Origin of the sequence: Streptomyces sp. NPDC094143, assembly GCF_040303825.1 — a bacterium.
Lineage (GTDB): Bacteria > Actinomycetota > Actinomycetes > Streptomycetales > Streptomycetaceae > Streptomyces.
This window is the reverse complement of record NZ_JBEOTZ010000011.1, coordinates 25,428-49,664: the sequence shown is the minus strand read 5'-3', so window position 1 is coordinate 49,664 and position 24,237 is coordinate 25,428. Positions and strand designations below refer to the sequence as shown.

Annotated in this window: 22 protein-coding genes and 1 pseudogene; 7 read left to right on the top strand and 16 right to left on the bottom strand. The window is 72.9% G+C overall.

Annotation, left to right across the window (positions count from 1 at the left end; translation table 11 throughout):
• Positions 1–108: 108 nt before the first annotated feature.
• Together ABTZ58_RS16585 and ABTZ58_RS16580 are read left to right on the top strand one after the other, a co-directional pair.
• On the top strand, positions 109–921 hold the full coding sequence (locus tag ABTZ58_RS16585) for a phosphatase PAP2 family protein (RefSeq protein ID WP_351356265.1): 813 nt from the start codon (positions 109–111) through the stop codon (positions 919–921).
• Complete coding sequence (locus ABTZ58_RS16580; protein ID WP_351356263.1) at positions 918–1,865, top strand: DMT family protein; 948 nt, start codon at positions 918–920, stop codon at positions 1,863–1,865. Before ABTZ58_RS16585 ends, ABTZ58_RS16580 begins: the two co-directional genes overlap by 4 nt.
• Here the strand turns inward: ABTZ58_RS16580 and ABTZ58_RS16575 are convergent.
• The gene (locus ABTZ58_RS16575) at positions 1,855–3,906 is read right to left on the bottom strand and encodes a phosphocholine-specific phospholipase C (RefSeq protein WP_351356260.1); all 2,052 of its coding nucleotides are present in this window, start codon (positions 3,904–3,906) and stop codon (positions 1,855–1,857) included. The genes ABTZ58_RS16580 and ABTZ58_RS16575 overlap by 11 nt on opposite strands.
• A gap of 169 nt (positions 3,907–4,075) precedes the next feature.
• Here ABTZ58_RS16575 and ABTZ58_RS16570 point away from each other — a divergent pair, with 169 nt between their 5' ends.
• Both ABTZ58_RS16570 and ABTZ58_RS16565 read left to right on the top strand, forming a co-directional pair.
• Positions 4,076–5,359: an MFS transporter gene (locus ABTZ58_RS16570; RefSeq protein ID WP_351356257.1), complete on the top strand. Its 1,284-nt coding sequence runs from the start codon at positions 4,076–4,078 to the stop codon at positions 5,357–5,359.
• 14 nt (positions 5,360–5,373) lie between these two features.
• Positions 5,374–6,046 (top strand): annotated as a pseudogene (locus tag ABTZ58_RS16565) (flavin reductase family protein); the annotation flags it as partial.
• 109 nt (positions 6,047–6,155) lie between these two features.
• Here ABTZ58_RS16565 and ABTZ58_RS16560 read toward each other — a convergent pair.
• The 13 genes from ABTZ58_RS16560 to ABTZ58_RS16500 form a co-directional block, all read right to left on the bottom strand.
• Entirely contained in the window at positions 6,156–8,300 is a 2,145-nt protein-coding gene (locus tag ABTZ58_RS16560; RefSeq protein WP_502996081.1) for a discoidin domain-containing protein, read from the bottom strand.
• A gap of 80 nt (positions 8,301–8,380) precedes the next feature.
• Positions 8,381–9,997 (bottom strand): glycoside hydrolase family 13 protein, encoded by a 1,617-nt coding sequence (locus ABTZ58_RS16555; protein WP_502996080.1) that lies wholly within the window; start codon positions 9,995–9,997, stop codon positions 8,381–8,383.
• 34 nt (positions 9,998–10,031) lie between these two features.
• Positions 10,032–10,895 (bottom strand): carbohydrate ABC transporter permease, encoded by an 864-nt coding sequence (locus tag ABTZ58_RS16550; protein WP_351356251.1) that lies wholly within the window; start codon positions 10,893–10,895, stop codon positions 10,032–10,034.
• A complete protein-coding gene (locus tag ABTZ58_RS16545; RefSeq protein WP_351356248.1) occupies positions 10,892–11,869 on the bottom strand; it encodes a carbohydrate ABC transporter permease in 978 nt (325 codons plus the stop codon). The genes ABTZ58_RS16550 and ABTZ58_RS16545 overlap by 4 nt, the downstream gene beginning before the upstream one ends.
• 5 nt (positions 11,870–11,874) lie before the next feature.
• Positions 11,875–13,218, bottom strand: coding sequence for an ABC transporter substrate-binding protein (locus ABTZ58_RS16540; RefSeq protein WP_351356245.1), 1,344 nt, complete (start codon positions 13,216–13,218; stop codon positions 11,875–11,877).
• A gap of 134 nt (positions 13,219–13,352) precedes the next feature.
• A complete protein-coding gene (locus tag ABTZ58_RS16535; protein WP_309094781.1) occupies positions 13,353–14,348 on the bottom strand; it encodes a LacI family DNA-binding transcriptional regulator in 996 nt (331 codons plus the stop codon).
• A 58-nt stretch (positions 14,349–14,406) separates the two neighbouring features.
• Positions 14,407–15,078 (bottom strand): GntR family transcriptional regulator, encoded by a 672-nt coding sequence (locus ABTZ58_RS16530; protein WP_351356242.1) that lies wholly within the window; start codon positions 15,076–15,078, stop codon positions 14,407–14,409.
• Positions 15,079–15,114: 36 nt separating this feature from the next.
• Positions 15,115–16,116, bottom strand: a complete 1,002-nt coding sequence (locus tag ABTZ58_RS16525) for a proline racemase family protein (RefSeq protein WP_351356239.1) — start codon at positions 16,114–16,116, stop codon at positions 15,115–15,117.
• A 31-nt stretch (positions 16,117–16,147) separates the two neighbouring features.
• Positions 16,148–17,041: a dihydrodipicolinate synthase family protein gene (locus ABTZ58_RS16520; RefSeq protein ID WP_351356236.1), complete on the bottom strand. Its 894-nt coding sequence runs from the start codon at positions 17,039–17,041 to the stop codon at positions 16,148–16,150.
• Positions 17,038–18,402: an FAD-dependent oxidoreductase gene (locus ABTZ58_RS16515; RefSeq protein WP_351356688.1), complete on the bottom strand. Its 1,365-nt coding sequence runs from the start codon at positions 18,400–18,402 to the stop codon at positions 17,038–17,040. The genes ABTZ58_RS16520 and ABTZ58_RS16515 overlap by 4 nt, the downstream gene beginning before the upstream one ends.
• A gap of 43 nt (positions 18,403–18,445) precedes the next feature.
• A complete protein-coding gene (locus tag ABTZ58_RS16510) occupies positions 18,446–18,760 on the bottom strand; it encodes a (2Fe-2S)-binding protein (protein WP_309094785.1) in 315 nt (104 codons plus the stop codon).
• Entirely contained in the window at positions 18,757–19,911 is a 1,155-nt protein-coding gene (locus ABTZ58_RS16505; protein ID WP_351356233.1) for an NAD(P)/FAD-dependent oxidoreductase, read from the bottom strand. The genes ABTZ58_RS16510 and ABTZ58_RS16505 overlap by 4 nt, the downstream gene beginning before the upstream one ends.
• A gap of 73 nt (positions 19,912–19,984) precedes the next feature.
• Positions 19,985–20,644 carry an MmyB family transcriptional regulator gene (locus ABTZ58_RS16500; protein WP_351356230.1) on the bottom strand — a complete coding sequence of 220 codons (660 nt, stop codon included), beginning with the start codon at positions 20,642–20,644 and terminating at the stop codon, positions 19,985–19,987.
• 237 nt (positions 20,645–20,881) lie between these two features.
• On the opposite strand from ABTZ58_RS16500, the gene ABTZ58_RS16495 reads away from it, so the two are divergent.
• From ABTZ58_RS16495 to ABTZ58_RS16485, 3 genes are all read left to right on the top strand, one after another.
• Positions 20,882–21,541, top strand: a complete 660-nt coding sequence (locus ABTZ58_RS16495; RefSeq protein WP_351356227.1) for a helix-turn-helix domain-containing protein — start codon at positions 20,882–20,884, stop codon at positions 21,539–21,541.
• A gap of 32 nt (positions 21,542–21,573) precedes the next feature.
• Positions 21,574–22,104, top strand: a complete 531-nt coding sequence (locus ABTZ58_RS16490) for a toxin-antitoxin system, toxin component (protein ID WP_309094794.1) — start codon at positions 21,574–21,576, stop codon at positions 22,102–22,104.
• Between the two features lie 178 nt (positions 22,105–22,282).
• The gene (locus ABTZ58_RS16485) at positions 22,283–22,507 is read left to right on the top strand and encodes a hypothetical protein (RefSeq protein ID WP_309094789.1); all 225 of its coding nucleotides are present in this window, start codon (positions 22,283–22,285) and stop codon (positions 22,505–22,507) included.
• A gap of 126 nt (positions 22,508–22,633) precedes the next feature.
• On the opposite strand, the gene ABTZ58_RS16480 is transcribed toward ABTZ58_RS16485, so the two are convergent.
• A complete protein-coding gene (locus ABTZ58_RS16480) occupies positions 22,634–23,293 on the bottom strand; it encodes a 4'-phosphopantetheinyl transferase family protein (RefSeq protein ID WP_351356223.1) in 660 nt (219 codons plus the stop codon).
• Complete coding sequence (locus ABTZ58_RS16475) at positions 23,290–24,150, bottom strand: metallophosphoesterase family protein (protein ID WP_351356220.1); 861 nt, start codon at positions 24,148–24,150, stop codon at positions 23,290–23,292. The genes ABTZ58_RS16480 and ABTZ58_RS16475 overlap by 4 nt, the downstream gene beginning before the upstream one ends.
• Positions 24,151–24,237: the final 87 nt, after the last annotated feature.

Sequence of the window (24,237 nt, the reverse complement as noted above, 5' to 3'; positions counted from 1 at the left end):
TCGTCTATCGATACGCCAGTGTACCGGTACGCGGTCGTATCGGTACACTGGCGTATCGGTACGCACTCGTACCGATAAGAGCACCACCGTCATCGAAGGGGCCGGGGGATGAATGCCCGCACCGAGCCTGTGCCGACGGGGTCCGACGCGATAGCGCGACCACCGCTCGTCCGGGAGCTCCTGCTCGTCGCAGGGTTCTTCCTCGTCTACAAGTTCGGCCGGCAGTTGGCCACGGGCCACACCGGCGAGGCCTTCGCCAACGCGCACCGGGTGTGGGACGTCGAACGAGCGGTCCGGCTGCCGGGCGAGGGGGCGGTGCAGTCGCTGCTGCTGCACGGTGACGGCCTGGTGCACGTGGCGAACACGTACTACGCGACGGTCCACTTCCCGGCCACCGCCGCCTTCCTGGTCTGGCTCTACCTGCGCCGCCCGGCCCACTACGTGTGGGCCCGCCGGGTCCTGGCCGCGCTGACCGCCGCCGCGCTGGTGCTGCACCTGCTCTTCCCGCTCGCCCCGCCGCGCATGCTCACCGCGGCCGGTCTCGTGGACACCGCGCGGGTGTACGGGCCGTCGGTGTACGGCGATCCGGCGAACGACTCCCTGTCGAACCAGTTCGCGGCGATGCCGTCGCTGCACTTCGGCTGGGCGCTGATGGCGGCGATCGGGCTGATCGTCGCGACCCGTTCCCGCCTGCGGTGGCTGTGGCTGCTGCATCCCACGCTGACGCTGCTGGTGATCGTAGGCACGGCGAACCACTACTGGCTCGACGCGATCGTGGCGGGGGCCCTGCTGGGCCTCGTGCTCGTGGCCGTCCCCCTGCCGCACCGCACGCCGTCCACGGCGTCCACGGCCGGCCGTGCGCGGGACGGCCTCGTCCCCGCGCAGCGGGACGAGCAGTCGCTGATCGGGGCGGGCCGGTGAACGCCGTGCTGGTCGCCGTCGCCCTCTCCCTCGTCTCCGCCGTCGCCTACGCGGCCGCCGCGGTCGCCCAGGAGCGGCTCGCCGCCGGCTCCCCCGGCTCGGGCGCCCTGCGGCTGCTCGGCAGCGGCGTCTGGTGGTGGTCGGTCGGGCTGAACGCGGCGGCCGCGCTGCTGCACGTGGTGGCGCTGCGGTACGGCCCGCTGACGGTGGTGCAGCCGCTCGGCGCGCTCACCCTGGTCGCGGCGGTGCCCCTGGGCGCGCGGATGGCGGGACGGCGGGTGGCCGCGGCCGAGTGGAGGGGCACGGCACTGACCCTGCTGGGCCTGGGCGCCATCCTGGTCACGGCGTCCGGGCCGGCGCCCGACGACGTGCTGAGCGTGCCCGAGGCGCTGGCGGTGGCGGGAGCCACGGCCGCCCTCATCGGAGTGCTGTCCCGGCCGGGCGCCCGGCCCGGCCTGCGGCACGCGACCGCGTCGGGGGTCGCCTCCGGGGTCGCCTCCGCTCTCACGCAGACCGTGACGGTGGCCGCGACGGACCGGACCGGACCGCTGCTGAGCCTCCAGGTCGTCGGGGTGGCGCTGCTCGTGGCGGCGTTCGCGGCCGGCGGGCTGCTGCTGTCGCAGACGGCGTACCGGGGCGGCCTGGGCGGCCCGCTGGCCATGGTGACCCTGGCCAATCCGCTGGCCGCCGCGGCGATCGGCCTGTCGCTGCTGGGCGAGCGCCTCCAGGGCGGCCCGGCGGGCGTGCTGCTGGCGCTCGCCGGGGCCGGCCTGGCCTGCTGGGGTGTGATCCTGCTCAGCAGGCAGGCGCCCCGGGAGGAACCGGCGGACGACGACCATCCGGTGGCCGCCGTCCTGGCGCTGGGGCCGGACTCGGCTACGGCCGAACCGGCGTGGGTGCCCCGGCCGCACGATCCGGGGCACCTCACCACGGTCACGCGGTGATGATCGCCGGGTCGCTCACACCCGGCTGCCCGTTCTCGACGTGCCCCGCGAACCGCCGCAGGAAGGCAGTGTCGCCCTCGGCGGTGACGGTCAGGTCGTACCAGCGGCGGCCCCTGGTGAGGTCGACGGTGCGCCGCACGGTCGCGCCCGGGCGGACGGTGACGGCCGAGGGCCTGCCGCCGTAACCGTCGGCGATCCGCAGCCGGGCCGTGCCGGAGCCCTTGTTGGTGAAGGTCAGCTCGATGTCGTCGCCCTTGTGGCGGGCGGTGACCTCGCAGCCGGCCGCCTTGTTCGAGCCCTTGAAGACGCGCACGAAGCCGTTCGGGCCGTGCACCGTCAGGTCGTAGGAGCCCGCGGAGTATGCGGAGTTCCAGGTGTCCTTGAGTGTCCTGCCGGCCTCGGTGGTGAACGTCCAGGGGCCGTCGGCGCGGTTGCCGGAGGTGACGTGGAAGGCGCCGCCCGCCTTGGGTCCGGAGGCGAAGGTGAGGGTGAGCTTCCCGGCCGCCGCGTCGACCGAGGCGTCGACGTGCGGGGCGTACTTCAGCGGCCGGGAGCGGCGCAGGCCGCGCTCCTGGCGGGGCATGCGCGGGTCGGCGGGCGGTGTCGGCTTGTAGTCGGGGTGGCGTTCGCGGTCCTGCGGCTCGTACGCGTCGGTGCCGGGCAGCGGGGCCGGGCGCGCGTCCTTGCGGGAGAAGTCGAAGGCGGCGGTGAGGTCACCGCAGACCGCCCGGCGCCACGGCGAGATGTTCGGCTCGCGCACGCCGAAGCGGCGCTCCATGAACCGCAGGATCGAGGTGTGGTCGAGGGTCTCGGAGCAGACGTAACCGCCCTTGCTCCAGGGCGAGACGACCAGCATCGGCACCCGCGGGCCCAGGCCGTAGGGGCCGGCCGTTTTGCGGCTGTCGCCCGGGAAGAGGTCGAGGGAGACGTCGACGGTGGACAGGCCCCGGGAGGCGTCCTTCGGCGGCAGCGGCGGGACCACGTGGTCGAAGAAGCCGTCGTTCTCGTCGTAGGTGATGAACAGGGCCGTCTTCGACCAGACCTCGGGGTTGGAGGTGAGGGCGTCCAGAACCTGGGCGATGTACCAGGCGCCGTAGTTCGAGGGCCAGTTGGAGTGCTCGGAGAAGGCCTCGGGCGCGGCGATCCAGGAGATCTGGGGCAGCTTGCCGGCTTTGACGTCGGCCTTCAGCAGGTCGAAGTAGCCGTCGCCGTTCTTGACGTCGGTGCCGGTGCGGGCCTTGTCGTACCAGGGGTCGCCGGGCTGTGCGGCGCGGTACTTGTCGAAGTACAGCAGGGAGTTGTCGCCGTAGTTGCCGCGGTAGGCGTCCTGGATCCAGCCCCAGGAGCCGGCCGCGTCCAGGCCGTCGCCGATGTCCTGGTAGATCTTCCAGGAGATGCCGGCCTGCTCCAGTCGCTCGGGGTAGGTCGTCCAGCCGTAGCCCAGTTCGGCGTTGTCCAGGACCGGGCCGCCGCCGGTGCCGTCGTTGCCCGTGTACCCGGACCACATGTAGTAGCGGTTGGGGTCGGTGGAGCCGATGAACGAGCAGTGGTAGGCGTCGCAGACGGTGAAGGCGTCGGCGAGGGCGTAGTGGAAGGGGATGTCCTCGCGGGTCAGGTAGGCCATGGTCGTGGTGCCCTTGGCGGGCACCCACCGGTCGTACTTGCCGCCGTTGTAGGCCTGCTGGCCGTCGGGCCAGGAGTGCGGCAGGCCCTCCAGGAACTGCATGCCGAGGTCGTCGGCGTCCGGGTGGAACGGCAGGAGTTCCTTGCCGTCCTTCTCCTGGTGCCAGACCGGTTTGCCGTTGCCGAGGGTGACCGGGCGGGGGTCGCCGAAGCCGCGGACGCCTCTCAGGGTGCCGAAGTAGTGGTCGAAGGAGCGGTTCTCCTGCATGAGGACGACGATGTGCTCGACGTCCTCGATCGACCCGGTGCGGTGGTTCGCCGGCAGGGCGGCGGCGCGCTGGATGCTGGCGGACAGGGCGCTGAAGGCCGTGGTGGCACCCGCGAGCTGGAGAAAGCGGCGCCGGTTGACTTCGGACATGTGGGACAGACCTCTCATGCTGAGGTACGGGATGGCCGGAACGTGACGGAATCTGCGCGGAAGGAGTGTTTCAGGGACACCAAACGCCAAGGAAGGGGCGCGTGACCGGGGTGTGAAAGTCGCCGGTACGTGAGGTGTGCCGGTGCGCCTCCCGGGGAGGGACAGGGACGTGACGAAGACGCAGACGGCTTCCCCGCCGACGAAACGGCCCGTTCGCCAGCTCCTCGCCGCCTCCGTGGGAAACGCAGTGGAGTGGTACGACTGGTACGCCTACACGTTTCTGGCCACCTACATCGCCGCCCAGGTCTTCCCCAAGAGCGCGGACAACTCGCTGGTGCCGCTGCTGTCCACGTTCGCGGTCTTCGCGGTCGGATTCTTCATGCGGCCGGTCGGCGGGCTGCTGATGGGCGCGGTCGCGGACCGGCACGGGCGGCGGGCCGCGCTGACGGTCACCATCCTGCTGATGGGCGGCAGCAGCCTGCTGGTGGGGCTGACCCCGACGTACGCGGCGGCGGGCGTGCTGGCCCCGGTGATCCTCGTCCTCGCGCGGCTGCTGCAAGGCCTGTCCGTGGGCGGCGAGTTCGCGGCCTCGACGACCTTCCTGGTCGAGTCGGCGGGACCCGGCCGGCGCGGGCTGTTCTCCAGCTTCCAGTACGTGTCGACCACCGTGGGCCAGCTCGTCGCCTCCGGCGTCGCCACGCTGCTCGTGAACACGCTGAGCGACGAGCGGATGAACGGCTGGGGCTGGCGCGTGCCGTTCGTGCTCGGGGCCGTGCTCAGCCTGGTCGGCTTCTGGATCCGGCAGGGGGCGCAGGAGACCCGCAGCGCCGAGCAGCAACGGGCCCCGCACCCGGACCTGTTCGAGGCGCTGCGCCGGCATCCGCGCGAGTCGCTGCTGATCGGCGGCATCACGGCGAGCGGCACCCTCGCCTACTACACGTGGACGTCGTACCTGCCGACGTACGCCGAACTCGACGCGGGGATGGAGAAGTCGGACGCGCTGCTCGCGGGCACCGTCTCACTGGCCTTCTTCGCGCTGCTGCAACCCCTCGGCGGCCTGCTGTCGGACCGCTTCGGCCGCCGTCCCCTGCTGCTCTTCTTCGGCCTGGGCTTCGCCCTGCTCGCGGTGCCGCTGCTGCACACCCTGCGCGACTCGTTCACCGTGCTGCTCCTGGTGAGTTGCGCGGGCATGGTGCTGCTGACCGGCTTCACCTCGATCAGTGCGGCCGTGAACGCGGAGATCTTCCCGCCCCGGGTCCGCGCGGCCGGCATCGGTTTCCCCTACTCGCTGACCGTCGCGCTCTTCGGCGGGACCGCCCCGTACGTCGGCACGCAGTTCAAGGAGCTGGGGCACTCGGGGCTGTTCCCCTGGTACGTGGCGGTGGTCTGCCTCGTGTCGTCGGTGGTGTACCTGCGGCTGCCGGAGACGGCTCACGCGCCGCTGCGCCGCTGAGCGGGCGCCCCGCCGGGGCGGACAAGGTGCGGGTGCGCGGTCCCCGGAACGGCTTCCGCCTGGAGCCCGCGCCCCGCTACCGCTTCGTCGCGAGCGGCATCGGCATCACCCCGGTCCTGCCGATGCTGGCGGCGGCCGAGGCGGCCGGCGCCGAATGGACCCTGCTGTACGGCGGACGCACCCGCCGGTCGATGGCCTTCACCGGTGAACTGGTCCGCTACGGCGAGCGGGTGACGATCGCGCCCGAGGACGAGACGGGCCTGCTGGACCTGGCGCCGGTGCTGGACGACGTACCCGGGGGGCACGCTCGTCTACTGCTGCGGCCCCGGCCCGCTCCTGGACGCGGTCGAGGCCCGGTGCGCGACCGGGGTGCTGCGCGTGGAGCGGTTCCGGCCCGGGGAGCGGGAGACCGGCGGCGACAGCGCGTTCGAGGTGGAGCTGGCGCGCAGCGGCAGGACGCTCACCGTGGCGCCGGACGGGTCCGTCCTCGACACCGTGCGCGCCGCCGGGGTCGAGGTGCTGTACTCCTGCAGCGAGGGCACCTGCGGCACGTGCGAGACCGACGTCCTGGAGGGCGAGCCGGAGCACCGCGACTCGGTGCCGTCCGAGGAGGAACGCGCGGCGGGCGAGACCATGCTCACCTGTGTCTCCCGCTGCCGCGGCGGGCGGCTGGTGCTGGACCTCTGACCGGCCGAGCGGGACCAGGTGCGCACGCGCGTCGCCCCGCGCTTCGCCGAGCCGCGGACCCGCGTGTGGGAGCAGACCCGGGCGGCGAAGCGCGAGGCGCCCGGCGCGGTCAGGACAGATAGGCCTCCACTTCACTGAACTGGGCGGCCGGCCAGCCGGTGTTGGCCGTCACCTGGAGCCTCAGGTGACGCAGGCTGGTCCCGTCGGGCAGGGACACGGTGACCGTGTTGCCGGTGGCCGGGTCGAAGCGGTGGTCCTTCGCGGCGACCACCGTCGACCAGGCCGAGCCGTCCGCGCTGCCCTGCACGGACAGCGTCTGGGTCCGGGCCTGCCAGGCGCTCTGCGGCGGCAGCTTCAGCACCAGCCGGCGCACCGCCTCCCGGGAGCCGAGGTCGACCGTCAGCGCCTGCGGGAAGGCGTGGTTGGCGGACTCCCAGTAGGTGTTCGCGTCGCCGTCGACCGCCTTGGCGGGTGTGTGGACGTCCTGGGAGCCGGTGGCCGTGGCCGGGCGGCCCCTGGCGAGGTTGCGGCCCGGGTCCGGGTCGGGGTTGCCCTGGCCGGGCTGCGGCCAGGTGGAGCAGTCGGACCAGGTGCTGCTCCAGCCGGAGTTGCCGCCGCCGTCGGTCAGCGTGAAGGTGCCGGAGCCGGTCGGGTAGGGGCAGTTGTAGACACCCGCGGCGCCGACGCCGGTCGCGGTGACGTTGCGGAAGGTGGCGGCGCCCTGCGTCTCGGCCTGGACGACGACCGTGCCGGTGTTGCGCACGGTCGCGCCGTCGACGGTGATGTTCTTCGCCGCGTGGCCGCGCCCGCTGCCGGAGACGAACTCGAAGGCACTGTAGGGGCTGTCGGTGATCGTCGTGTCGGTGATCCGCACCTGGGCCTCGATGGCGCTGTCGTAGGAGTCGACCCGCAGCGCGCCCATGGGGTGGTTCCAGTTGGGGTTCATCGCGCCGGTGCGCACGAGGGTGTTGCCGGCGACGGTGATGGTGCCGGCGAGCGGGTGGAAGGGGTCGAGGAACTTCTGGTTGGAGATGGCGATGCCGCTGCCGAGGGCGTTGGTGTCGGAGATCAGGTTGTTCCGCACGGCGATGTCCGTGCCGCCGTAGATCGCGATGCCGTTGGCGAGGTTCGGCTGGGTGACGGTGTTGTTCTCGAAGCTGCTGTCGACGTCGGGCGCGTTCAGCGACCACATGGCGAGGGCGTCGTCGCCCTGGTTGCGCAGGAAGTTGTGGCGGACGCGGACACCGCGGGCGTGGCCGTTGAGGTTGAGGCCGTCGGCGGTCATGTCGAGGAAGCGGTTGTTCTCGACGACCAGGTTGTCGTTGTTGCCGGTCAGCCAGAGGCCCACCTTGAGGTGCTGGAGCCACATGCCGGAGACGGAGCTGTTCGGTCCGAGCGAGCCGTTGACGAAGTTGTCCGGGCTGGAGTCGACCCGCTCGGTGACCTCGCCGATCACCGCGAAGTCCCGGATGTGGACGTTCCCCGTGGAGCTGGACTGGTCGATGAAGCGGGAGGTGCGCACGACGGAGTGCCAGTGGCCCGCGCCCCGGAGGGTGACGTCCTGCACGCCGTTGAGCGACGAGGTGAGCCGGTACTCGCCCGGCGGGATCCACACCACCCCGCCCCGCGCGGCGGCGATGGCGTCGCGGAAGGCCTGGGTGGAGTCGCCCCGGCCGCTCGGGTCGGCGCCCCTGGAGGTGACGGAGACCGATCCGGCGGGCTGGGAGGCGGGAGGGGACGCCTGCTCGAAGTCGGCGACGTCGACGGTGACCTGGACGTTCGTGGCCTGGAGCGCGACCTTGTCGCCCGCCTGGACGTTCTCCCCGAGCAGCAGGCGGGCGTTGTCGTAGAGGTGGTGGGTCTTCGCGCCGGGGATCCAGGGCGTGTCGACGTAGGAGTACTTCGACGTCACCGGGATCGTCTTCGCGAGCCTGCGGCCGTTGACGTAGACGTCGAGCGAGCCGGACTGGCCGTCCGGCACGCTGTAGGCGACGTTCACCGCGTTGGCCGCGCGGGGCACGGTGAACTCCACGCGCTGCCCGGACGAGAGCCGCACGGCCTGGCGTCCGGAGGCCTCGGAGGCGAGGGTGCCCTGGGTGTGGTCGGGGCCGATCCGCGTGCCGGTGCCGCTCGCCGACTCGGCCTCGACCGAGGTGAAGGGGACGGTGGCACCCGCGGCGGCGTGGGCGGGGGCGGGGGCCAGGGCGACCAGCGTGCCGGCGGCCATCGCCACGGCCACGGCCAGCACGGGCATGCTCCTGACAGATCTACGGGCGTGCATGGGCTCATCCCTTCGTGGTGGGGGTACGGGGACAGCGCGGTGCGGTCGCGGTCTCAGGCGCGCAGCCAGACCGCCGTGTCCTTCGGCAGCCGCCCGTCGGCGTCCAACGGGCCGCTGGTCAGGAGGAGTCCGGAGTGGGCGGGCAGGACGGCCGGGGTGTCGGCCAGGTTCACCAGGCAGATCCCCGTGGTCCGGCGGAACGCGAGGACGCCGTCCGGGGCGGGCAGCCAGGTGAGCGGCCCGGTGCCCAGGGCCGGGCGCAGCCGGATGGCCTCGCGGTAGAGGCTCAGCATCGACGCGGGGTCCCGGGCCTGCCGGTCGGCGGCGTACTCCGCCCATCCCTCCGGCTGGGGCAGCCAGGGCTCGCCGCCGAAACCCGCGTGCGGTGCCCCCGCCGTCCACGGCAGCGGAACCCGGCAGCCGTCCCGGCCGGGATCGGTGCCGCCGGAACGGAAGTGCATCGGGTCCTGGATCCGGTCCAGGGGGATGCCGGCCTCGGGCAGGCCCAGTTCCTCCCCCTGGTAGACGTAGACCGCGCCGGGCAGGGCCAGCGACAGCAGGGCGGCGGCGCGGGCCCGGCGGGTGCCGAGGGCCAGGTCCGTGGGGGTGCCGAACGTTTTGGTCGCGAAGTCGAAGCCGGTGTCCTCGCGGCCGTAGCGGGTGACCGTGCGGGTCACGTCGTGGTTGCACAGCACCCAGGTCGCGGGGGCGCCCACGGGGGCGTGTTCGGCGAGAGTCTCGTCGATGGAGCCGCGCAGCCGCCGCGCGTCCCAGGGGCAGGTCATGAAGGAGAAGTTGAAGGCGGTGTGCAGCTCGTCGGGGCGCAGGTAGCGGGCGAAGCGCTCGGTGTCCGGCAGCCAGACCTCGCCGACGAAGACGCCACCGTACTCGTCGGCGATCGCCCGCCAGGCCCGGTAGATGTCGTGGAGTTCGTCGCGGTCGACGTACGGGTGGGGGTCGCGGTCCTCGGTGAGATCGGGCAGGTCCGGGTCCTTCACCAGCAGGGCGGCCGAGTCGATGCGGACCCCGGCGACGCCCCGCTCGAGCCAGAACCGCAGGACGTCCTCGTGCTCCTGGCGGACCGCCGGGTGGGACCAGTCGAGGTCGGGCTGCTCGGGGGCGAACAGGTGGAGGTACCAGGAGCCGTCCGCGACCCTGGTCCAGGCGGGTCCGCCGAACTCGGAACGCCAGTTGTTCGGCGGGAGTTCGCCGTCGGCGCCGCGGCCCGGGCGGAAGTGGAACAGCTCCCGCTCGGGGCCTCCGCGCAGCGCCGCCCGGAACCACGCGTGCCGGTCGGAGACGTGGTTCGGCACGATGTCGACGATGGTGCGGATGCCCAGCTGGAGTGCCTCGGCGATGAGTTTCTCGGCCTCGGCGAGGGTGCCGAACGCCGGGTCGATCACCCGGTAGTCGGCGACGTCGTAGCCGCCGTCCTTCATCGGGGACAGGTACCAGGGCGTGAACCACAGGGCGTCCACGCCGAGGTCGGCGAGGTAGGGCAGGCGGGCGCGGACGCCCGCGAGGTCGCCGGTGCCGTCGCCGTCGCCGTCGGCGAAACTGCGGACGTACACCTGGTAGATGACGGCGTCGCGCCACCAGTCACCGTGCGCGCAAGGGGCTGAAGGCGCGGAAGGCGAGGGGATCGGGGAGGCAGGGGTGGGCTGTCCCACGGTCGGTGCCTTTCGTCGGAGGGGGTCGGCGGCGTCAGCCCTTCGTGCTGCCCGCGCTGATCCCGGCGATGATGTGCCGCTGGAAGACGAGGAACAGGGCGACCATGGGGATGCTGGCGATCACCATGGCGGCGATGAGCACGGTCAGCTGGATGTTCTGCGACAGCTGGACGAGGGCGACGCTGATGGGCTGCTTGCCGGTGTCGGAGAAGACCATCAGCGGCCACAGGAAGTCCTGCCAGACGGCGACCAGCGCGAAGATCGAGACGACGCCCAGGACGGGCCGGGACATCGGCAGCACGATCGACCACAGCACGCGCAGCCGCCCGGCCCCGTCCATCTCGGCGGCCTCCAGCACATCGCGCGGGATCTGGTCGAAGAACCGCTTGAGCAGGTAGAGGTTGAAGGCGTTGGCGACGGCCGGGAGCCAGATGGCGAGCGGGTCGTTGAGCAGGCCGAGGTCGGCGACGGTCAGGTACTTCGGTACGACGAGGGCCTGCGCCGGGACCATCAGGGTGGCCAGGATGCCGCCCAGGATCACCTTGCCGAACACGGGCCTCAGTTTGGACAGGGCGTAGGCGGCGGCCGTGCAGAACACCAGCTGGCACAGCCAGGCGCCGGCCGCCTGGACGACCGTGTTCCACAGGTGGGTCGGCAGCTCCATGAGCTCCCAGGCGTCGGTGTAGCCGCTGAACCGCCAGTCCTCGGGGACCAGGGTCGGCGGGGTCCGGGCCACCTCGTCGGGGGACTTCAGCGCGCCGGTGGCCATCCAGTAGACCGGGAAGAGGAAGGCGAGCGCGAAGAGCAGGACGACGCCGGTGAAGACGCTCCAGTAGACGGCCCGGCCGCGCGGACGGGCCAGGACGGCCGGGGAGACGAGGGTGCGGGTGCTGCTCATGCGGTCTCCCCGTCGGTCCGGGTGAGTCGGAGGTAGGCGGCGGAGAACAGGCCGAGCAGCAGCAGGAGCATCACGCTCAGCGCGCAGGCGCCGCCGAAGTCGTTGTAGAGGAACGCGTACTTGTAGATCAGGTACAGGACGGTGACCGTGGCGTTCTCCGGGCCGCCGCCGGTGATGACGAACGGTTCGGTGAACACCTGCATGGTGGCGATGATCTGCAGGAGCATCAGCATCAGGATGACGAACCTGGTCTGCGGGATCGTGACGTGCCGGACGCGTTGCAGCAGGCTCGCCCCGTCCAGTTCGGCCGCCTCGTACAGTTCGCCCGGGATGGACTGCAGGGCGGCCAGGTAGATCAGGACGGTGCCGCCCATGTTGGCCCAGGTGGCCACGATGACGAGGGAGACCAGGGCGGTGTCGGCGCCGTTGGACCAGTTCGAGGTCGGCAGGTGCACAAAGCGCAGCACCTCGTTGGCCAGGCCGGCGCCGGGGTCGTAGAACCACTTCCACAGCAGGGCGCTGACCACCGGCGGGATCATCACCGGCAGGTAGACCACGACCCGGAAGAAGGCCCGGGCGTGCCGCAGTTCGTTCAGGACGAGGGCCAGGACGAACGGGATCGCGAAGCCGATGACCAGGGCGAGCAGCGTGAAGGTGAGGGTATTGCGCCAGGCGGCGGCGAACTCGGGGTCCTGCACGACGCGGGTGAAGTTGGCGGTGCCGACCCACTCGGGTTCCGCGCCCGGCGTGTACTTCTGGAAGGCGATGACGACCGCGCGGATCGCCGGGTACCAGGAGAACAGGGCGAAGCAGACGAGCCCGCCGAGGAGGAAGGCGTAGGCGCGGCCCTGGTCGGCGAGGTGGCGCCGCCTGAAGTCCCCTGCCGGGGGCGGCGCCTGCACCGGGCGGACCTCGATCGCCGGGCGGGCCCGGCGCTCGGCGGTCTCCAGGGGGGTCGGACCCGTGTTCTTCATCGGGCTCAGCCTCGCGCCAGGATGCCGTCGATCTTGCCGGACGCGTCCTTCAGCAGCCGGTCGATGTCGGCGTCCTCCTTGGTGAGGACGGCGGAGACGACCCCGTCGAGGACGGAGTAGAGCTGCTGGGCGTGCGGCGGCTCGATCTTCATGTCCAGGCGCTGGTTGCCGTCGAGGAAGGACTGGTAGTTCTCCACCGGGACGTTGGCGTTGGCCTGCTTGACCCGCTGGTCCTCCGCGTCGGCGGCGCCGGTGAACAGCCGCGGCTCGGGCAGGCCCACCGGGGCGTCGTGCTTCTTGGCGCGGGCGTAGTCCCCGAGGAAGCCGTCGCCGGGGGTGAGGAACATGTGGTCGAGCCACTTCAGCGCGGCGCGGATCTGCGCGGGGCTCGCCTTCTTGCTGACCATGTAGCCGTCGCCGCCGACCAGGGTGGCCTTGCCGCCGGGCATCGGGGCGATGGCGATGTCCGCGTAGCTGGCGCCCTTCTCCTTGACGAGGATGGGGATGTTGTCGGGGGCGGCGAGGTACATGCCGAGCTTGCCCGAACCCATCATCTGCTGGGCGTCGTTGATGACGAGCAGCTGCCTGCTGCCCATGGAGTCGTCCGTCCAGCGCATGTCGTGCAGGGTCTGCAGCACGGCCCGGCCCTCGGGGGTGTCGACGGTGGCCTGCTTGCCATCGGCGCTGACGACGTCGCCGCCCTGGGAGTACAGCTCGGCGGTGAAGTGCCAGCCGCCCTGGTTCTGGGCGCTGTAGTCGGCGTAGCCGACGGTGCCGCCGCCCAAGCCGGCGATCTTCTTCGCGGCGGTGCGGACCTCGGCCCAGGTCGTGGGCGGCCGGTCCGGGTCGAGGCCGGCCTTCTCGAAGAGTGCCTTGTTGTAGATCAGGCCCATCGAGTAGCCGGTGCGCGGGATGCCGTAGACCTTGCCGTCGACGGTGTAGATGTCGCGCAGTTGCTTCTGCAGGGTGCCGTAGCTCTTCAGTTCCTTGACGTAGGGGGTGAGATCGGCGGCCTGGTCGATGTCGACGACGTGGCGGGCGTCGGTGAAGTACGTGTAGAAGACGTCCTCCATCTGCCCGCCGGCGAGTTTGGCGTCGAACGTCTTCGGGTCCTGGCAGGGGAAGGCGTCGTGCGGGACGACGTCGATGTCCGGGTGCTGCTTCTCGAAGGCGGCGACGTCCTCCTCGAAGAAGGCGCGGTCGGTCTTCGCGCTCTTGGGCGGCATGCAGTTGACCGTGATGCGGGTCTTGCCGCCGGCGGACTCGTCGGTGTTCCCGCCGCAGGCGGTGAGCGTGAGGGCGCTGACGCCGAGCAGGGCGAGGGTACGGCGGATCCCGGTGCTTCTCATCGGTGGACCCCTTAGGGCAGGAGCGAGTGGACGCCTCAGGACAGGAGCGAGGGGCGCCGCACACTCAAGCACCGGCGACAACGGACCGCAAGATGTCGCGCAGAATATGTAATTATTCGACAGCTGGATGGATCTCAGATACGCGGTGCCTGCGCGGTCGACCCGCGCACCACAAGCTCCGGCTCGAACAAAAGCTCCTCCGCCGCCACGGAACCCCCGCTGATCTGCGCGTTCAGCAGTTCCACGACGGCTTTGCCCATGGCCTCGATGGGCTGGCGCACCGTGGTCAGCGGGGGTTCGGTGCAGTTCATCAGCGCGGAGTCGTCGTAGCCCACGACCGAGATGCGGGACGGCACGTCGAGCCCCTTGCGGCGGGCGGCCCGTACGACACCGAGGGCGAGCGGGTCGCTCGCGCAGATGAAGCCCGTGACGCCCCGGTCGATGAGCCGGGCCGCCGCTGCATGGCCGCCCTCGATGGAGAACATGGCACGTGCGACGAACTCGTCGGGTACGTGCCCGATCGCCCGCGCGGCGGCCAGCTTGCGCGCCGAGGGGAGGTGGTCACCGGGACCGAGCACCAGCCCGATCCGCTCGTGCCCGAGCGAGGCCAGGTGCCGCCAGGACTGCTCGACGGCCACCGCGTCGTCGCAGGACACCTGCGGGAAGCCCAGGTCCTCGATGGCCGCGTTGACCAGCACGACCGGAATGTTGCGCTCGGCGAGCTGCCGGTAGTGGTCGTGCGGCGCGTCGGCCTGGGCGTAGAGCCCGCCGGCGAAGACGACGCCGGAGACCTGCTGCTGGAGCAGCAACGTCACGTAGTCCGCCTCGGAGACACCGCCCCGGGTCTGGGTGCACAGCACGGGGGTCAGCCCCAGCTGGGCCAGGGCACCGCCGATGACCTCGGCGAACGCGGGGAAGATGGGGTTCTGCAGCTCGGGCAGGACCAGGCCGACCAGCCGGGCGCGTTCGCCGCGCAGCTGCGTGGGCCGCTCGTAGCCGAGCACGTCCAGGGCGGAGAGCACCGCCTGCCGGGTCGGCTCGGACACTCCCGGCTTGCCGTTGAGCACCCGGCTGACCGTGGCCTCGCTGACCCCGACCTTCTTCGCCACCTCGGCAAGTCGTCGCGTCATGCCCGCAAGCGTAGCGCAATTTACGCAAGCAGTTTGCGTAATCGCGCAAAGGGATGGGTCAGGGAGCTGCCCACAGGCCCCGGACATGCCCCAGGTGGCGGGTCATCACCGCCCGGACGGCCTCCTCGTCCCGGGCGAGCAGCGCGTCCAGGATCTCCAGGTGCTCCTTCGCGGAGGCCTCCAGCCGCCCCTGCTCGACCAGCGCGGTCAGCCCGTACAGCCGGGAGCGGCGCCTGAGGTCGCGGACGACGTCGACGAGGTGGTCGTTGCCGGCGAGTGCCAGCAGGCCGAGGTGGAAGCGCAGGTCGGCCTCGACGTAGGCGATGAGGTCGCCCGCCGCGGCCGAGGCGACGATCTCCCGGGCGACCGGCCGGAGCGCCTCCAGGGCCACCGGGTCGGCCGTGACCGTCAGGCCGGCCGTGGTGGGGATCTCGACCAGCGCCCGGATGTGGGTGTACTCGTCGAGTTGCTTCTCGGAGACGGCGGTGACCCGGAAGCCCTTGTTGGGCACGGTGTCGACCAGACCCTCCTTGGCGAGGTCGAGCATGGCCTCGCGCACGGGTGTGGCGGAGACACCGAAGCGGGCGGCGAGGCCGGGCGCGGAGTAGACCTCACCGGGGCGCAGTTCACCGGCGATCAGGGCGGCCCGCAGCGCGTCCGCGACCCGCTCCCGGTGGCTGGGCTTCCTGCTGCCCAGCACGGGCAGGGCGGGGGTGTGCTGCGGGGCCATGGCGGTCGGGGTTTCCTCTCCGGGTGGACGTACGGCTCACAGGACGAACCCGGCCGGGAACGGGTCGTCGGGATCGAGCAGGTACTGGGCCGTTCCCGTGATCCAGGCGCGTCCGGTGAAGCTGGGCAGGACGGCCGGGCGTCCGGCGACCTCGGTGGTGCCGAGCAGTCTGCCGGTGAACCGGGTGCCGATGAAGGACTCGTTCACGAACTCGGTGCGCAGGGGCAGTTCGCCGCGCGCGTGGAGCTGGGCCATGCGGGCGCTGGTGCCGGTGCCGCAGGGCGAGCGGTCGAACCAGCCCGGGTGGATGGCCATGGCGTGCCGGGAGTGCCGGGCGGTGGATCCGGGGGCGGCCAGGTAGACGTGGTGGAGGCCGTGGATGGAGGGGTCCTCCGGGTGGACCGGGGGATCCTCGGTGTTGACGGCGGCCATGAGGGACAGGCCCGCGGCCAGGATCTCGTCCTTGCGGGACCGGTCGAAGGGCAGGCCGAGCCTCTCCAGCGGCAGGATGGCGTAGAAGTTGCCGCCGAAGGCGAGGTCGTAGGTCACCGTCCGGCCGTCGGGCAGGACGGCCTCGCGGTCGAGGCCGACGGCGAAGGAGGGCACGTTGTGCAGGGTGACCTCCTTGGCGGCCCCGTCCTCGACGGCCACCTCGGCCACCACCGGGCCCGCCGGGGTGTCGAGCCGGACGGTGGTGACCGGCTCGACGGCCTCGACCATGCCGGTCTCGACGAGCACGGTCGCCACGCCGATGGTGCCGTGCCCGCACATCGGCAGGTAGCCGGAGACCTCGATGTAGACGACGCCCCAGTCGCAGTCGGGCCGGGTCGGCGGCTGGAGGATCGCGCCGCTCATGGCGGAGTGGCCGCGCGGTTCGTTCATCAGCAACTGCTTGACGTGGTCGCGGTGTTCGCGGAACCACAGCCGCCGCTCGTTCATGGTGGCGCCGGGGATGGTGCCGATGCCGCCGGTGATCACCCGGGTCGGCATGCCCTCGGTGTGCGAGTCGACGGCGTGCAGGACGAGTCCGCTGCGCATGATCGGTCCTTTACTGGGCGAGTCCGGTCCTTTACTGGGCGAGTCCGGCGGCGACCGCCTTCTCGGTGGCGGCCCGGACTGCGGCCTCCTGCTCGGGCGGCAGCGGCATCCGGGGCGGGCGGCAGGGGCCGCCGTGGCGGCCGACGAGATCCATGGACAGCTTGATGGCCTGGACGAACTCCACCCGCGAGTCCCACCGCAGCAGTGGGTGCAACTGCCGGTACAGCGGCAGCGCGGCGACGAGATCGCCGCCGACGGCCGCGCGGTACAGCTCGACCGAGGCCCGGGGCAGCGCGTTCGGATACCCCGCCACCCAGCCCTTGGCGCCGGCGACGGCCAGCTCCAGCAGGACGTCGTCCGCGCCGGCCAACAAGTCCAGTTCGGGGGCGAGTTCGGCGATCCGATACGCCCGGCGGACGTCACCGGAGAACTCCTTGACCCCCTGGATGTGTCCCTCGCCGTGCAGCCGGGCGAGCAGTTCCGGCACGAGGTCGACCTTGGTGTCGATCGGGTTGTTGTACGCGACGACCGGCAGGCCCGCCTTCGCCACCTCGGCGTAGTGGGCGAGGACGGCGCGCTCGTCGGCGCGGTAGGCGTTGGGCGGCAGCAGCATCACCGCCCGGCAGCCGGCCTCGGCGGCCTGCTCGGCCCAGCGCCGGGCCTCGGCGGAGCCGTAGGCGGCGACGCCGGGCATGACGCGCTCCCCGCCGATCGCGGCGACCGCCGTCTCGACGACCCGGCTCCGCTCCTCGGGGGTGAGCACCTGGTACTCGCCGAGGGAGCCGTTCGGCACGACGCCGTCGCAGCCACTGTCGACCAGCCAGGCGCAGTGCTCGGCGTATCGGTCGTGGTCCACGGACAGGTCGTCGTTCAGCGGGAGCGCGGTGGCGACGAGGACGCCGCGCCAGGGGCGGTGGTCGGTCATGACGGTCCCTCCTGGGGGTGGTGCCGGGCGAGGACGCCGAGCGGTACGGGACGGGCGAGGGGCCGCCGGGCCGGGGCAGGCGCGCAGCCGGCGAGGCCGGCGACCGCGGGGGAGCACATCCGTCCCTGGCACCAGCCCATCCCGGCCCGGGTCAGCAGCTTCACGGTCCGTTCGTCGCCCGCCCCGAGGTCCAGGGCGTCGCGCACGGCCCCGGCGGTGACCTCCTCGCAGCGGCAGACGACGGTGTCGTCGGTGACCTGCTCGGCCCAGTGCGCGGGCGGCGCCCAGGCGGAGCCCAGGGCCGCCGCGGATCTTCTGAGCCGCGTGCGGGCCTTCAGCGCGGCGGGGGCCGGGTCCGGGGCGGTGCCGCGCAGGCGGGCGGCGGCCGAACAGCCGGCGATGTGTCCCTCGGCGAGCGCGAGGGCCGCGCCGCCGATGCCGGTGGCCTCCCCGGCCGCCCAGACGCCGGGCACGTCGGTGCGCTGCTCGTCGTCGACGGCCACGGCCGGCCCGTCGAGGCGGCAGCCCAGGCTCTCCGCGAGGTCGGTGTGCGGGAGCATGCCGTGGCCGACGGCGAGGGTGTCGCAGGCGAAGTGCCGCCCGGTGCCGGGCCGGACCCGGCCGTCGGCGCCGAGGGCGGCGACCGTCACCCCGGTCAGCCGGTCGTCGCCGTGGGCGCGGACGACGGTGTGCCGGGCCAGGACCGGCACGCGGTGGCGCAGGAGCCGCGCGGCGTACCCGGCGCCCTCCGGGAGCTTGTCGGCCAGGGCCCGGACGTGGCGGGCGAGGCGCTGCGGGCCGGTGGACTCCACCAGGGCGGCGACCTCGACCCCGGCGGTCGCGAGGCCGGTCGCCACGGGCAGCAGCAGCGGCCCCGTCCCGGCGACGACGGCCCGGCGCCCCGGCACCACGAGGCCGCCCTTGAGCAGGGCCTGGGCTCCCCCGGCGGTGACGACGCCCGGGAGGGTCCAGCCGGGGAAGGGCAGCACCGTCTCGTAGCCGCCGGTGGCCAGGAGCACGGACCGGGCGTGCACCTCGGCCGGCTCCTCCTGCTCGGGCCCGAGCAGCGCGTGCACGGTGAAACCGTCCGGGGTTCGCTCCACGCACCACACGTGGTGGTCGGTCAGCGTGCGCACGGAGCCGGCGGCGAGTCCGTCACGCAGCCGCTCCCAGGTCCGCCACCCGTGGTGCAGCGCCTCGGGGCGCCGGGCCCCGAGCCCGGCGGCGGGCTGCCGGTAGAACTGGCCGCCCGGCTCGGGCGCGGCGTCGACGAGCACGACCCGCACGCCCCGCGCGCACGCCGCGAGCGCGGCGGCGAGCCCGGCGGGCCCGGCACCGATCACGGCGAGGTCGGTGCGCAGCTCCGCCGCCCCGGGGCCGGGGGCCCTCTCGCTCACGCCGGGGTCATTGCGCACGGTCCGCTCCTTCGTGCCCGGTGCCGTCCTGTGTGGCGATCGCGTCCCCCGGCCGGACCGGCAGCAGGCAGGCCCGCTGGTTGGGGCGGCCGTTGACGCTCACCAGGCAGTCGAAGCAGACGCCGATGCCGCAGAACACGCCGCGCGGCCGGCCCTCACCGCGGGTGGCCCGCCAGGAGGTGACGCCCGCCGCCCACAGCACGGCGGCGACCGTCTGCCCGGGCAGCGCCTCGACCGGCCGCCCGTCGAAGGTGACCGTGAAGGCGGGCCCGGGTCGCGCCCCCACCCGTTCCAGGGGATTCACACGGCCTCCTCGGCGAAGCGGTCGGGTCGGAACGGGGCGGGGTCCAGGCCGGGCGCCCGCCCGGTCAGCAGTGCGGCGATCAGATGCCCGGTGCCGGTGGCCAGCCCGATGCCCGCGCCCTCGTGGCCGCAGGCGTGGAACAGCCCGGGCGCCCGGGGGTCGGGGCCGATCGCGGGCAGATGGTCCGGCAGGTAGGGCCGGAAGCCGGCGTACGCGCGCATGGCCCGCACGCCGGTGAGGAACGGGAAGAGCCGGGTCGCGCCCGCCGCGAGCGCGCGCAGGGCCGGGAGCGAGAGCGAGCGGTCGAAGCCGACCCGTTCGCGGCTGGCACCGATGAGGACCGGACCGGCGGGAGTTCCCTCCACCACCGGCGAGGTCTGCAGCTTTGCCGCGTCGCTCGCCACGTCGGCCACGTAGTCGGCGGCGTAGACCTTGTGCCGGATCCTGGGCGGCAGCGGCTCGGTGACCAGGACGAAGCCGCGCCGGGGCAGCACCGGCAGCGACACACCGGCCCGGGCGGCCACTTCGCCACCCCAGGTGCCGGCCGCGTTCACCACCGCGGGGGCGTGCAGGTCGCCCCGGTCGGTCCGCACCCCGCGCACCGCACCGCCCCGGCCGCGCAGCACCGCGGTCACCTCCCGGCCGGTGCACAGCCGGGCGCCCGACGCGCGCAGCAGGTGCGCCGCCGCGAGGGCGGGCATCACCTGGGCGTCCTGCGGGTAGTGCACGCCGCCGAGGAGGCCGGGAGCCAGCTGCGGCTCCAGATCCGCGAGCCGGTCGGCGGGCACGGCCACCGCCTCGACCCCGGCCGCGCGCTGTCCCGCGGCGAGCGCCGCCAGCCGGGCCCGGGCCGCGTCCGTGCCGGCGACGACGAGTCCGCCCTTGGCCTCGTACTCGACGGCCTCCCCCAGCCCGTCCGCCGCCACTTCGGCCCACAGACGGGCGGAGAGCAGCGCCAGATCGAGTTCGGGGCCGGGCTCCTTGTCGGAGACGAGGAGGTTCCCCTCCCCCGCGCCGGTCGTCCCGCCGGCCACCGGGCCCCGGTCCACCACGACGGTGTCCATACCCGCCCGGGCCGCGTACAGGGCGCAGGCGGCGCCGACCACTCCGGCGCCGATCACCACGACATCGCAGGTCAGCGGCTTGCTCACGCCAGTACTATGTCACACATCACACCATCCGGGAAGTAAGCGGCGAGGATCTGCCGGGAGGGTGGCCGAGCGGTCAGCCGGCCGCCGGGACGACCCTGAGGTGGGAGGCGGTGCGGCGCGTCCTGCGCTCCCGGGACGGGGCGCGGCGGGCCTCGCGCAGGACGAACGTGAGCCGGGTGCAGCCCAGTTCCTCCAGCGTCCGGGACGTCTCGGCGACGACCCGGCAGTCGGTGGCGCCCCAGCGCGGGTCCGGGTGCAGCAGCGGCCGCACGGCGCCGTCGAGCTCGGCGGCCTCCTCGCCCACCGCGCGGATCCAGTGCGGCAGGCCGTGCCGGTAGGCGGCCTCCATGATCGGGTCCTGGGCGATCTCGCGGCGGATGGCCTGCAGGCCGTGGTCGGGGCCGTGGCTCTCCACCGCCCGCGCGAAGTGAGCCAGCATCGGCAGGCACCAGCTCGCCTCGTGCTCGCCGAGCACCGTGGGCGCGTCGGGGTGGAAGAGCACGAACCGGAGGAAGTTGCCGTCCGGCATGGCCGTGGGGTGCGGGCCCACCCCGCGGAAAAGCGACCGGAAGGCGCTGTTGGTGAGGACGACGTCCCAGCAGTAGTCGACGACGAGCGAGGGGAAGGAGACGGCTTCCAGAAGCCCGGCGCAGTCTTCCAGGTAGGCCTGGGCCTCTGGGTTCTCGGGGACGGGCCGCGGTGCCGGCCGCTGCCCTCCTGCCTGAAATGCCATCGGGAGGTCACCCCTCTTGCCTGTGCGGCCTTGACGCGGCGCCCCGATCCTGGTGCCCCGGACTGTGGCGTGTCAACTATCGTGGCATTTCGTGCCTGTTGACGGCTGAAATTGGCCACAGTTGTGGCGAGACCTGGATGTGAGTTCGAGGCACCGGCTACGCTCCGGGAAGTTCACGCCGGGTAAGTCACGGCATCCGCTTGTGAGAAGCCTGTGAGAGACGTAGGAGAATCGTCGGTGACGGGTGGCTTCGTCGAGGGTCCGGGCGCCACGCGTACGGCCGTGCTACCGGCCGTCGTCTCCCGGGTCACCGCGCTCGCCGACCGGCTCGGCGTGCCGCACGGCGAGGTCTTCGACACCGGTCGGCTGTCCGTCGCCTCCGGGGTGCCGGAGCCGGTGGTCAAGGCGCTGCTCAGTGGCCGGCCCGCCGGTCAGCCCGATGTGCAGGCCCGGTTCCTGCAGCGGCTTGACCTGTTGCGGCGGACCCGCCTGAAGCCCAACGGCCGCAAGTACACCCAGCAGGAGATCGCCGACGGCGCGGGCATGTCCCGGCAGCAGGCCGGCGCCCTCATCAACGGCGACCGCCGGCCGACCATGGAGCACTGCGACGCCCTGCAGCGGTTCTTCCGGGTGCACGCCGGTTTCCTCACCGCCGAGGATCCCGAGGCGCTGGTCAGCGCCCTTCAGCACACCGAACAGGAGCTGCTGCAGAAGCTCGCCGACCGGGAGCGGGAGGCGGCAGCGGCGGCGGACGACCCACTGGAGCGGCTGCTGCAGGACCACGGCGTGCGCGGCATCGCCTGGCGGGCCGCGCAGCTGCCCACCGACCAGCACCGCGACAAGGTCGCGGAGTGGCTGGACATGCTCCTGGAGAGCGTCAAGCGGCCCGAGTCGTGACCGTGGGGAGAACTGTGGGCATCGGTAAGGAAATGCGCCGCCTGTGCGGCGAGCTGGTCGCGGAGCTGACCCTCCCCGCGCCGGCACGGCCCGATGAGCTGTACGCCGCGCTGTGCGACGCCATGAGCAGACGCCGGGGCCGCCCCGTCCACTTCCGTACGGCCGCCTTCCCGCCCGGGACCGCCAGTGGGCTCTGGCTCGACATGGCCGAACAGGACCTCGTCGTGATCGAGGAACGCACGGCGCCTGACCACCAGTTGGTGATCCTGGGCCACGAGCTGTGGCACATGAAGGCCGGGCACTGCTCCCACCACGTCGAGGGTGCGGCCGTCGCGGCCCGGCTGCTCGACGAGGGCGCCGATCTGGAGGCGACCGTGCTGAAGGTGGCCGCCCGTACGCGTTTCGATCTCGACGACGAGAAGGAGGCCGAGAGCTTCGGTCTGCTGCTCGCCAGCAAGTGCCGGGCGTGGCTGTCGGGTTCGGCGTCGCGGGGGCCGGTGCAGCGGGACCATCTGGCGGGGCGGATCGAGGCGTCGCTGGGCTACCGGGGTCCGCAGAGCTGACCTGCCCCTTCACCAGGGTGAAGGGGTGTTCCGGTCTCCGCCGGGCGGGCGAACCGGCGGGCGGCGGGGCCGGATTGTCAGTGGTGGGCGGCAAGCTGGAGGTGCGCCCCCGGCTGTGCGGGGCGTGCGCGCCGCGAGGCGCGGGGAGCGACGACGCCGACACGGGGAGAGCCGACCGATGCCCACCGCCGTACTGACCGACCGCGAGCGCACCGCCGTCCAGGCCTATCTGCGGCTGCTGCACACCGTCCGCGCCGCGTTCGACCGGGAGACTGGCCCCCCGGTCGTCCCGCCCGCCGTGCTGGCCGACGCGGAACAGGCCCTGGAGCGCGCGGGCCTGACGGGCAACGAGGAGGCCTTCTTCCGTCTGCTGGAGAGCTGGTGCCCGGAGCCAGGGCCTTGAGGTGACGGCCGGGGCGAGAGGTGGGCAGGGGCCGGGCCCGGGACCCAGGGCCCGGCCCCCCGGCCCGTATGGGGACCAGGGTGGCGAGCGGGACCCCGGAGCCCGGTCCGGCTGCCGGCCCACGCCTCAGGGACGCGGCACGCTGATGGCCGTCGCGACCAGCCCTCGGTCCGCCGTCCAGCGGCCGTCGAAGCGGTCGAGGCGGTGGCCGCCCACCAGTGGTCCGGGGACGAGGAGGCGGGCGGTGAAGTCGCCGTCCGGGGCGATCTCGATGTCGGCCTCCAGGAAGTCCAGCCACTTCCCCGTGAGAGGGAACCACGCCTTGTAGACGGATTCCTTCGCACTGAACAGCAGCCGGTCCCAGTGGACGCCGGGGCGTTGCGCGGCGAGCCGCCGCAGCCGCTCCGCCTCGTCCGGCAGCGCCACGGACTCCAGGACCCCCTCGGGCAGCGGCGCGTGGGTCTCCGCGTCGATCCCGACGGAGGCCAGGTCGCCGGCGCGCACCAGCGCGGCGGCGCAGTACCCGTCGCAGTGGGTCATGCTGCCGGTCAGCCCGTCCGGCCAGCCGGGGGCGCCGCGCTCCCCGGGCAGGATCGGCTGCGGCGGCACGCCGAGCTTCTCCATGGCGCGCCGGGCGCAGGAGCGGACGACGGCGAACTCCCGCTGCCGCTTGGGGACCGCCCGCACCACCAGGGCCGCCTCCTCGGGGTACAGCGGGGTGTCCGGGCCGTCGTGGCCGTACGCCTCGACCGTGACCACGGTCTGCGGCAGCAGTTCCTCGATCACCGCTTCTCGCCCTCCCTCGGCAGGATGCGCCGCAGCCGCCCCGGCGGCCCGGGCCGCTTGCGCCACTCGCGGGGATAGCCCACCGAGACCTCCTCGAAGCGCACGCCGTCGTGGAACGTGGTCCGGGGGATGTGCAGATGGCCGTAGACCATCGTGTGGACCGGGAACCTGCGGTGCCAGTCGGCGGTCAGGGCCGTCCCGCACCACATGGCGAACTCGGGGTGCCACAGGACGTCCATCGGATGCCGGTGCAGCGGATAGTGGTTGACGGGGATCACCGGCAGGTCGGCGGGCAGCTCGGCGAGTCTGCGTGCGGTCTGTGCGACCCGGGCCCGGCACCAGGCCTCCCGGCTGGGGTACGGATCGGGATGCAGCAGGTACTCGTCGGTGCAGACGATCCCGGTGCCCTGGGCGTACTCCAGGCCCTGCTCCTTGGTGGCGCACCCGGCCGGCAGGAACGAGTAGTCGTACAGCAGGAACAGCGGGGCGACGGCCACGGGGCCGCCGGGGCCACGCCACACGGGGTAGGGGTCCTCGGGTGTGGTCACGCCGAGTTCCCGGCACAACTCGACCAGGTACTCGTACCGGGCCACGCCGCGCAGGGTGACCGAGTCGCTCGGATGGGTCCACAGCTCGTGGTTCCCGGGCACCCAGACGACCTTGCGGAAGCGGGCCGCGAGCGTCTTGAGGGTCCAGCGGATGTCGGCCACGGTCTCCGCGACGTCACCGGCGACGAGCAGCCAGTCGTCGTCCGTCCCGGGCCGCATCTCCTCGACCAGCAAGCGGTTCTCCGGGTAGCCGATGTGCAGATCGCTGATGGCCAGCAGCTGTCCGGCTCCCCCGGCCGTCGACGTCACCTCTCGCCCCCCTCCGCGCTTCGCGCACGCCGTCCCCACGAGATCACATCCGCGCGCCGGGGACAAGGCCGGCCCGGGAGCCGCGCC

Bases quoted from the DNA above. Each gene is read 5' to 3' on its own strand.
- ABTZ58_RS16585 (WP_351356265.1), top strand. From the start codon at position 109: ATGAATGCCCGCACCGAGCCTGTGCCGACGGGGTCCGACGCGATAGCG.
- ABTZ58_RS16575 (WP_351356260.1), bottom strand. From the start codon at position 3,906: ATGTCCGAAGTCAACCGGCGCCGCTTTCTCCAGCTCGCGGGTGCCACC.
- ABTZ58_RS16560 (WP_502996081.1), bottom strand. From the start codon at position 8,300: ATGCCCGTGCTGGCCGTGGCCGTGGCGATGGCCGCCGGCACGCTGGTC.
- ABTZ58_RS16550 (WP_351356251.1), bottom strand. From the start codon at position 10,895: ATGAGCAGCACCCGCACCCTCGTCTCCCCGGCCGTCCTGGCCCGTCCG.
- ABTZ58_RS16545 (WP_351356248.1), bottom strand. From the start codon at position 11,869: ATGAAGAACACGGGTCCGACCCCCCTGGAGACCGCCGAGCGCCGGGCC.
- ABTZ58_RS16540 (WP_351356245.1), bottom strand. From the start codon at position 13,218: ATGAGAAGCACCGGGATCCGCCGTACCCTCGCCCTGCTCGGCGTCAGC.
- ABTZ58_RS16535 (WP_309094781.1), bottom strand. From the start codon at position 14,348: ATGACGCGACGACTTGCCGAGGTGGCGAAGAAGGTCGGGGTCAGCGAG.
- ABTZ58_RS16530 (WP_351356242.1), bottom strand. From the start codon at position 15,078: ATGGCCCCGCAGCACACCCCCGCCCTGCCCGTGCTGGGCAGCAGGAAG.
- ABTZ58_RS16525 (WP_351356239.1), bottom strand. From the start codon at position 16,116: ATGCGCAGCGGACTCGTCCTGCACGCCGTCGACTCGCACACCGAGGGC.
- ABTZ58_RS16520 (WP_351356236.1), bottom strand. From the start codon at position 17,041: ATGACCGACCACCGCCCCTGGCGCGGCGTCCTCGTCGCCACCGCGCTC.
- ABTZ58_RS16500 (WP_351356230.1), bottom strand. From the start codon at position 20,644: ATGGCATTTCAGGCAGGAGGGCAGCGGCCGGCACCGCGGCCCGTCCCC.
- ABTZ58_RS16490 (WP_309094794.1), top strand. From the start codon at position 21,574: ATGCGCCGCCTGTGCGGCGAGCTGGTCGCGGAGCTGACCCTCCCCGCG.
- ABTZ58_RS16485 (WP_309094789.1), top strand. From the start codon at position 22,283: ATGCCCACCGCCGTACTGACCGACCGCGAGCGCACCGCCGTCCAGGCC.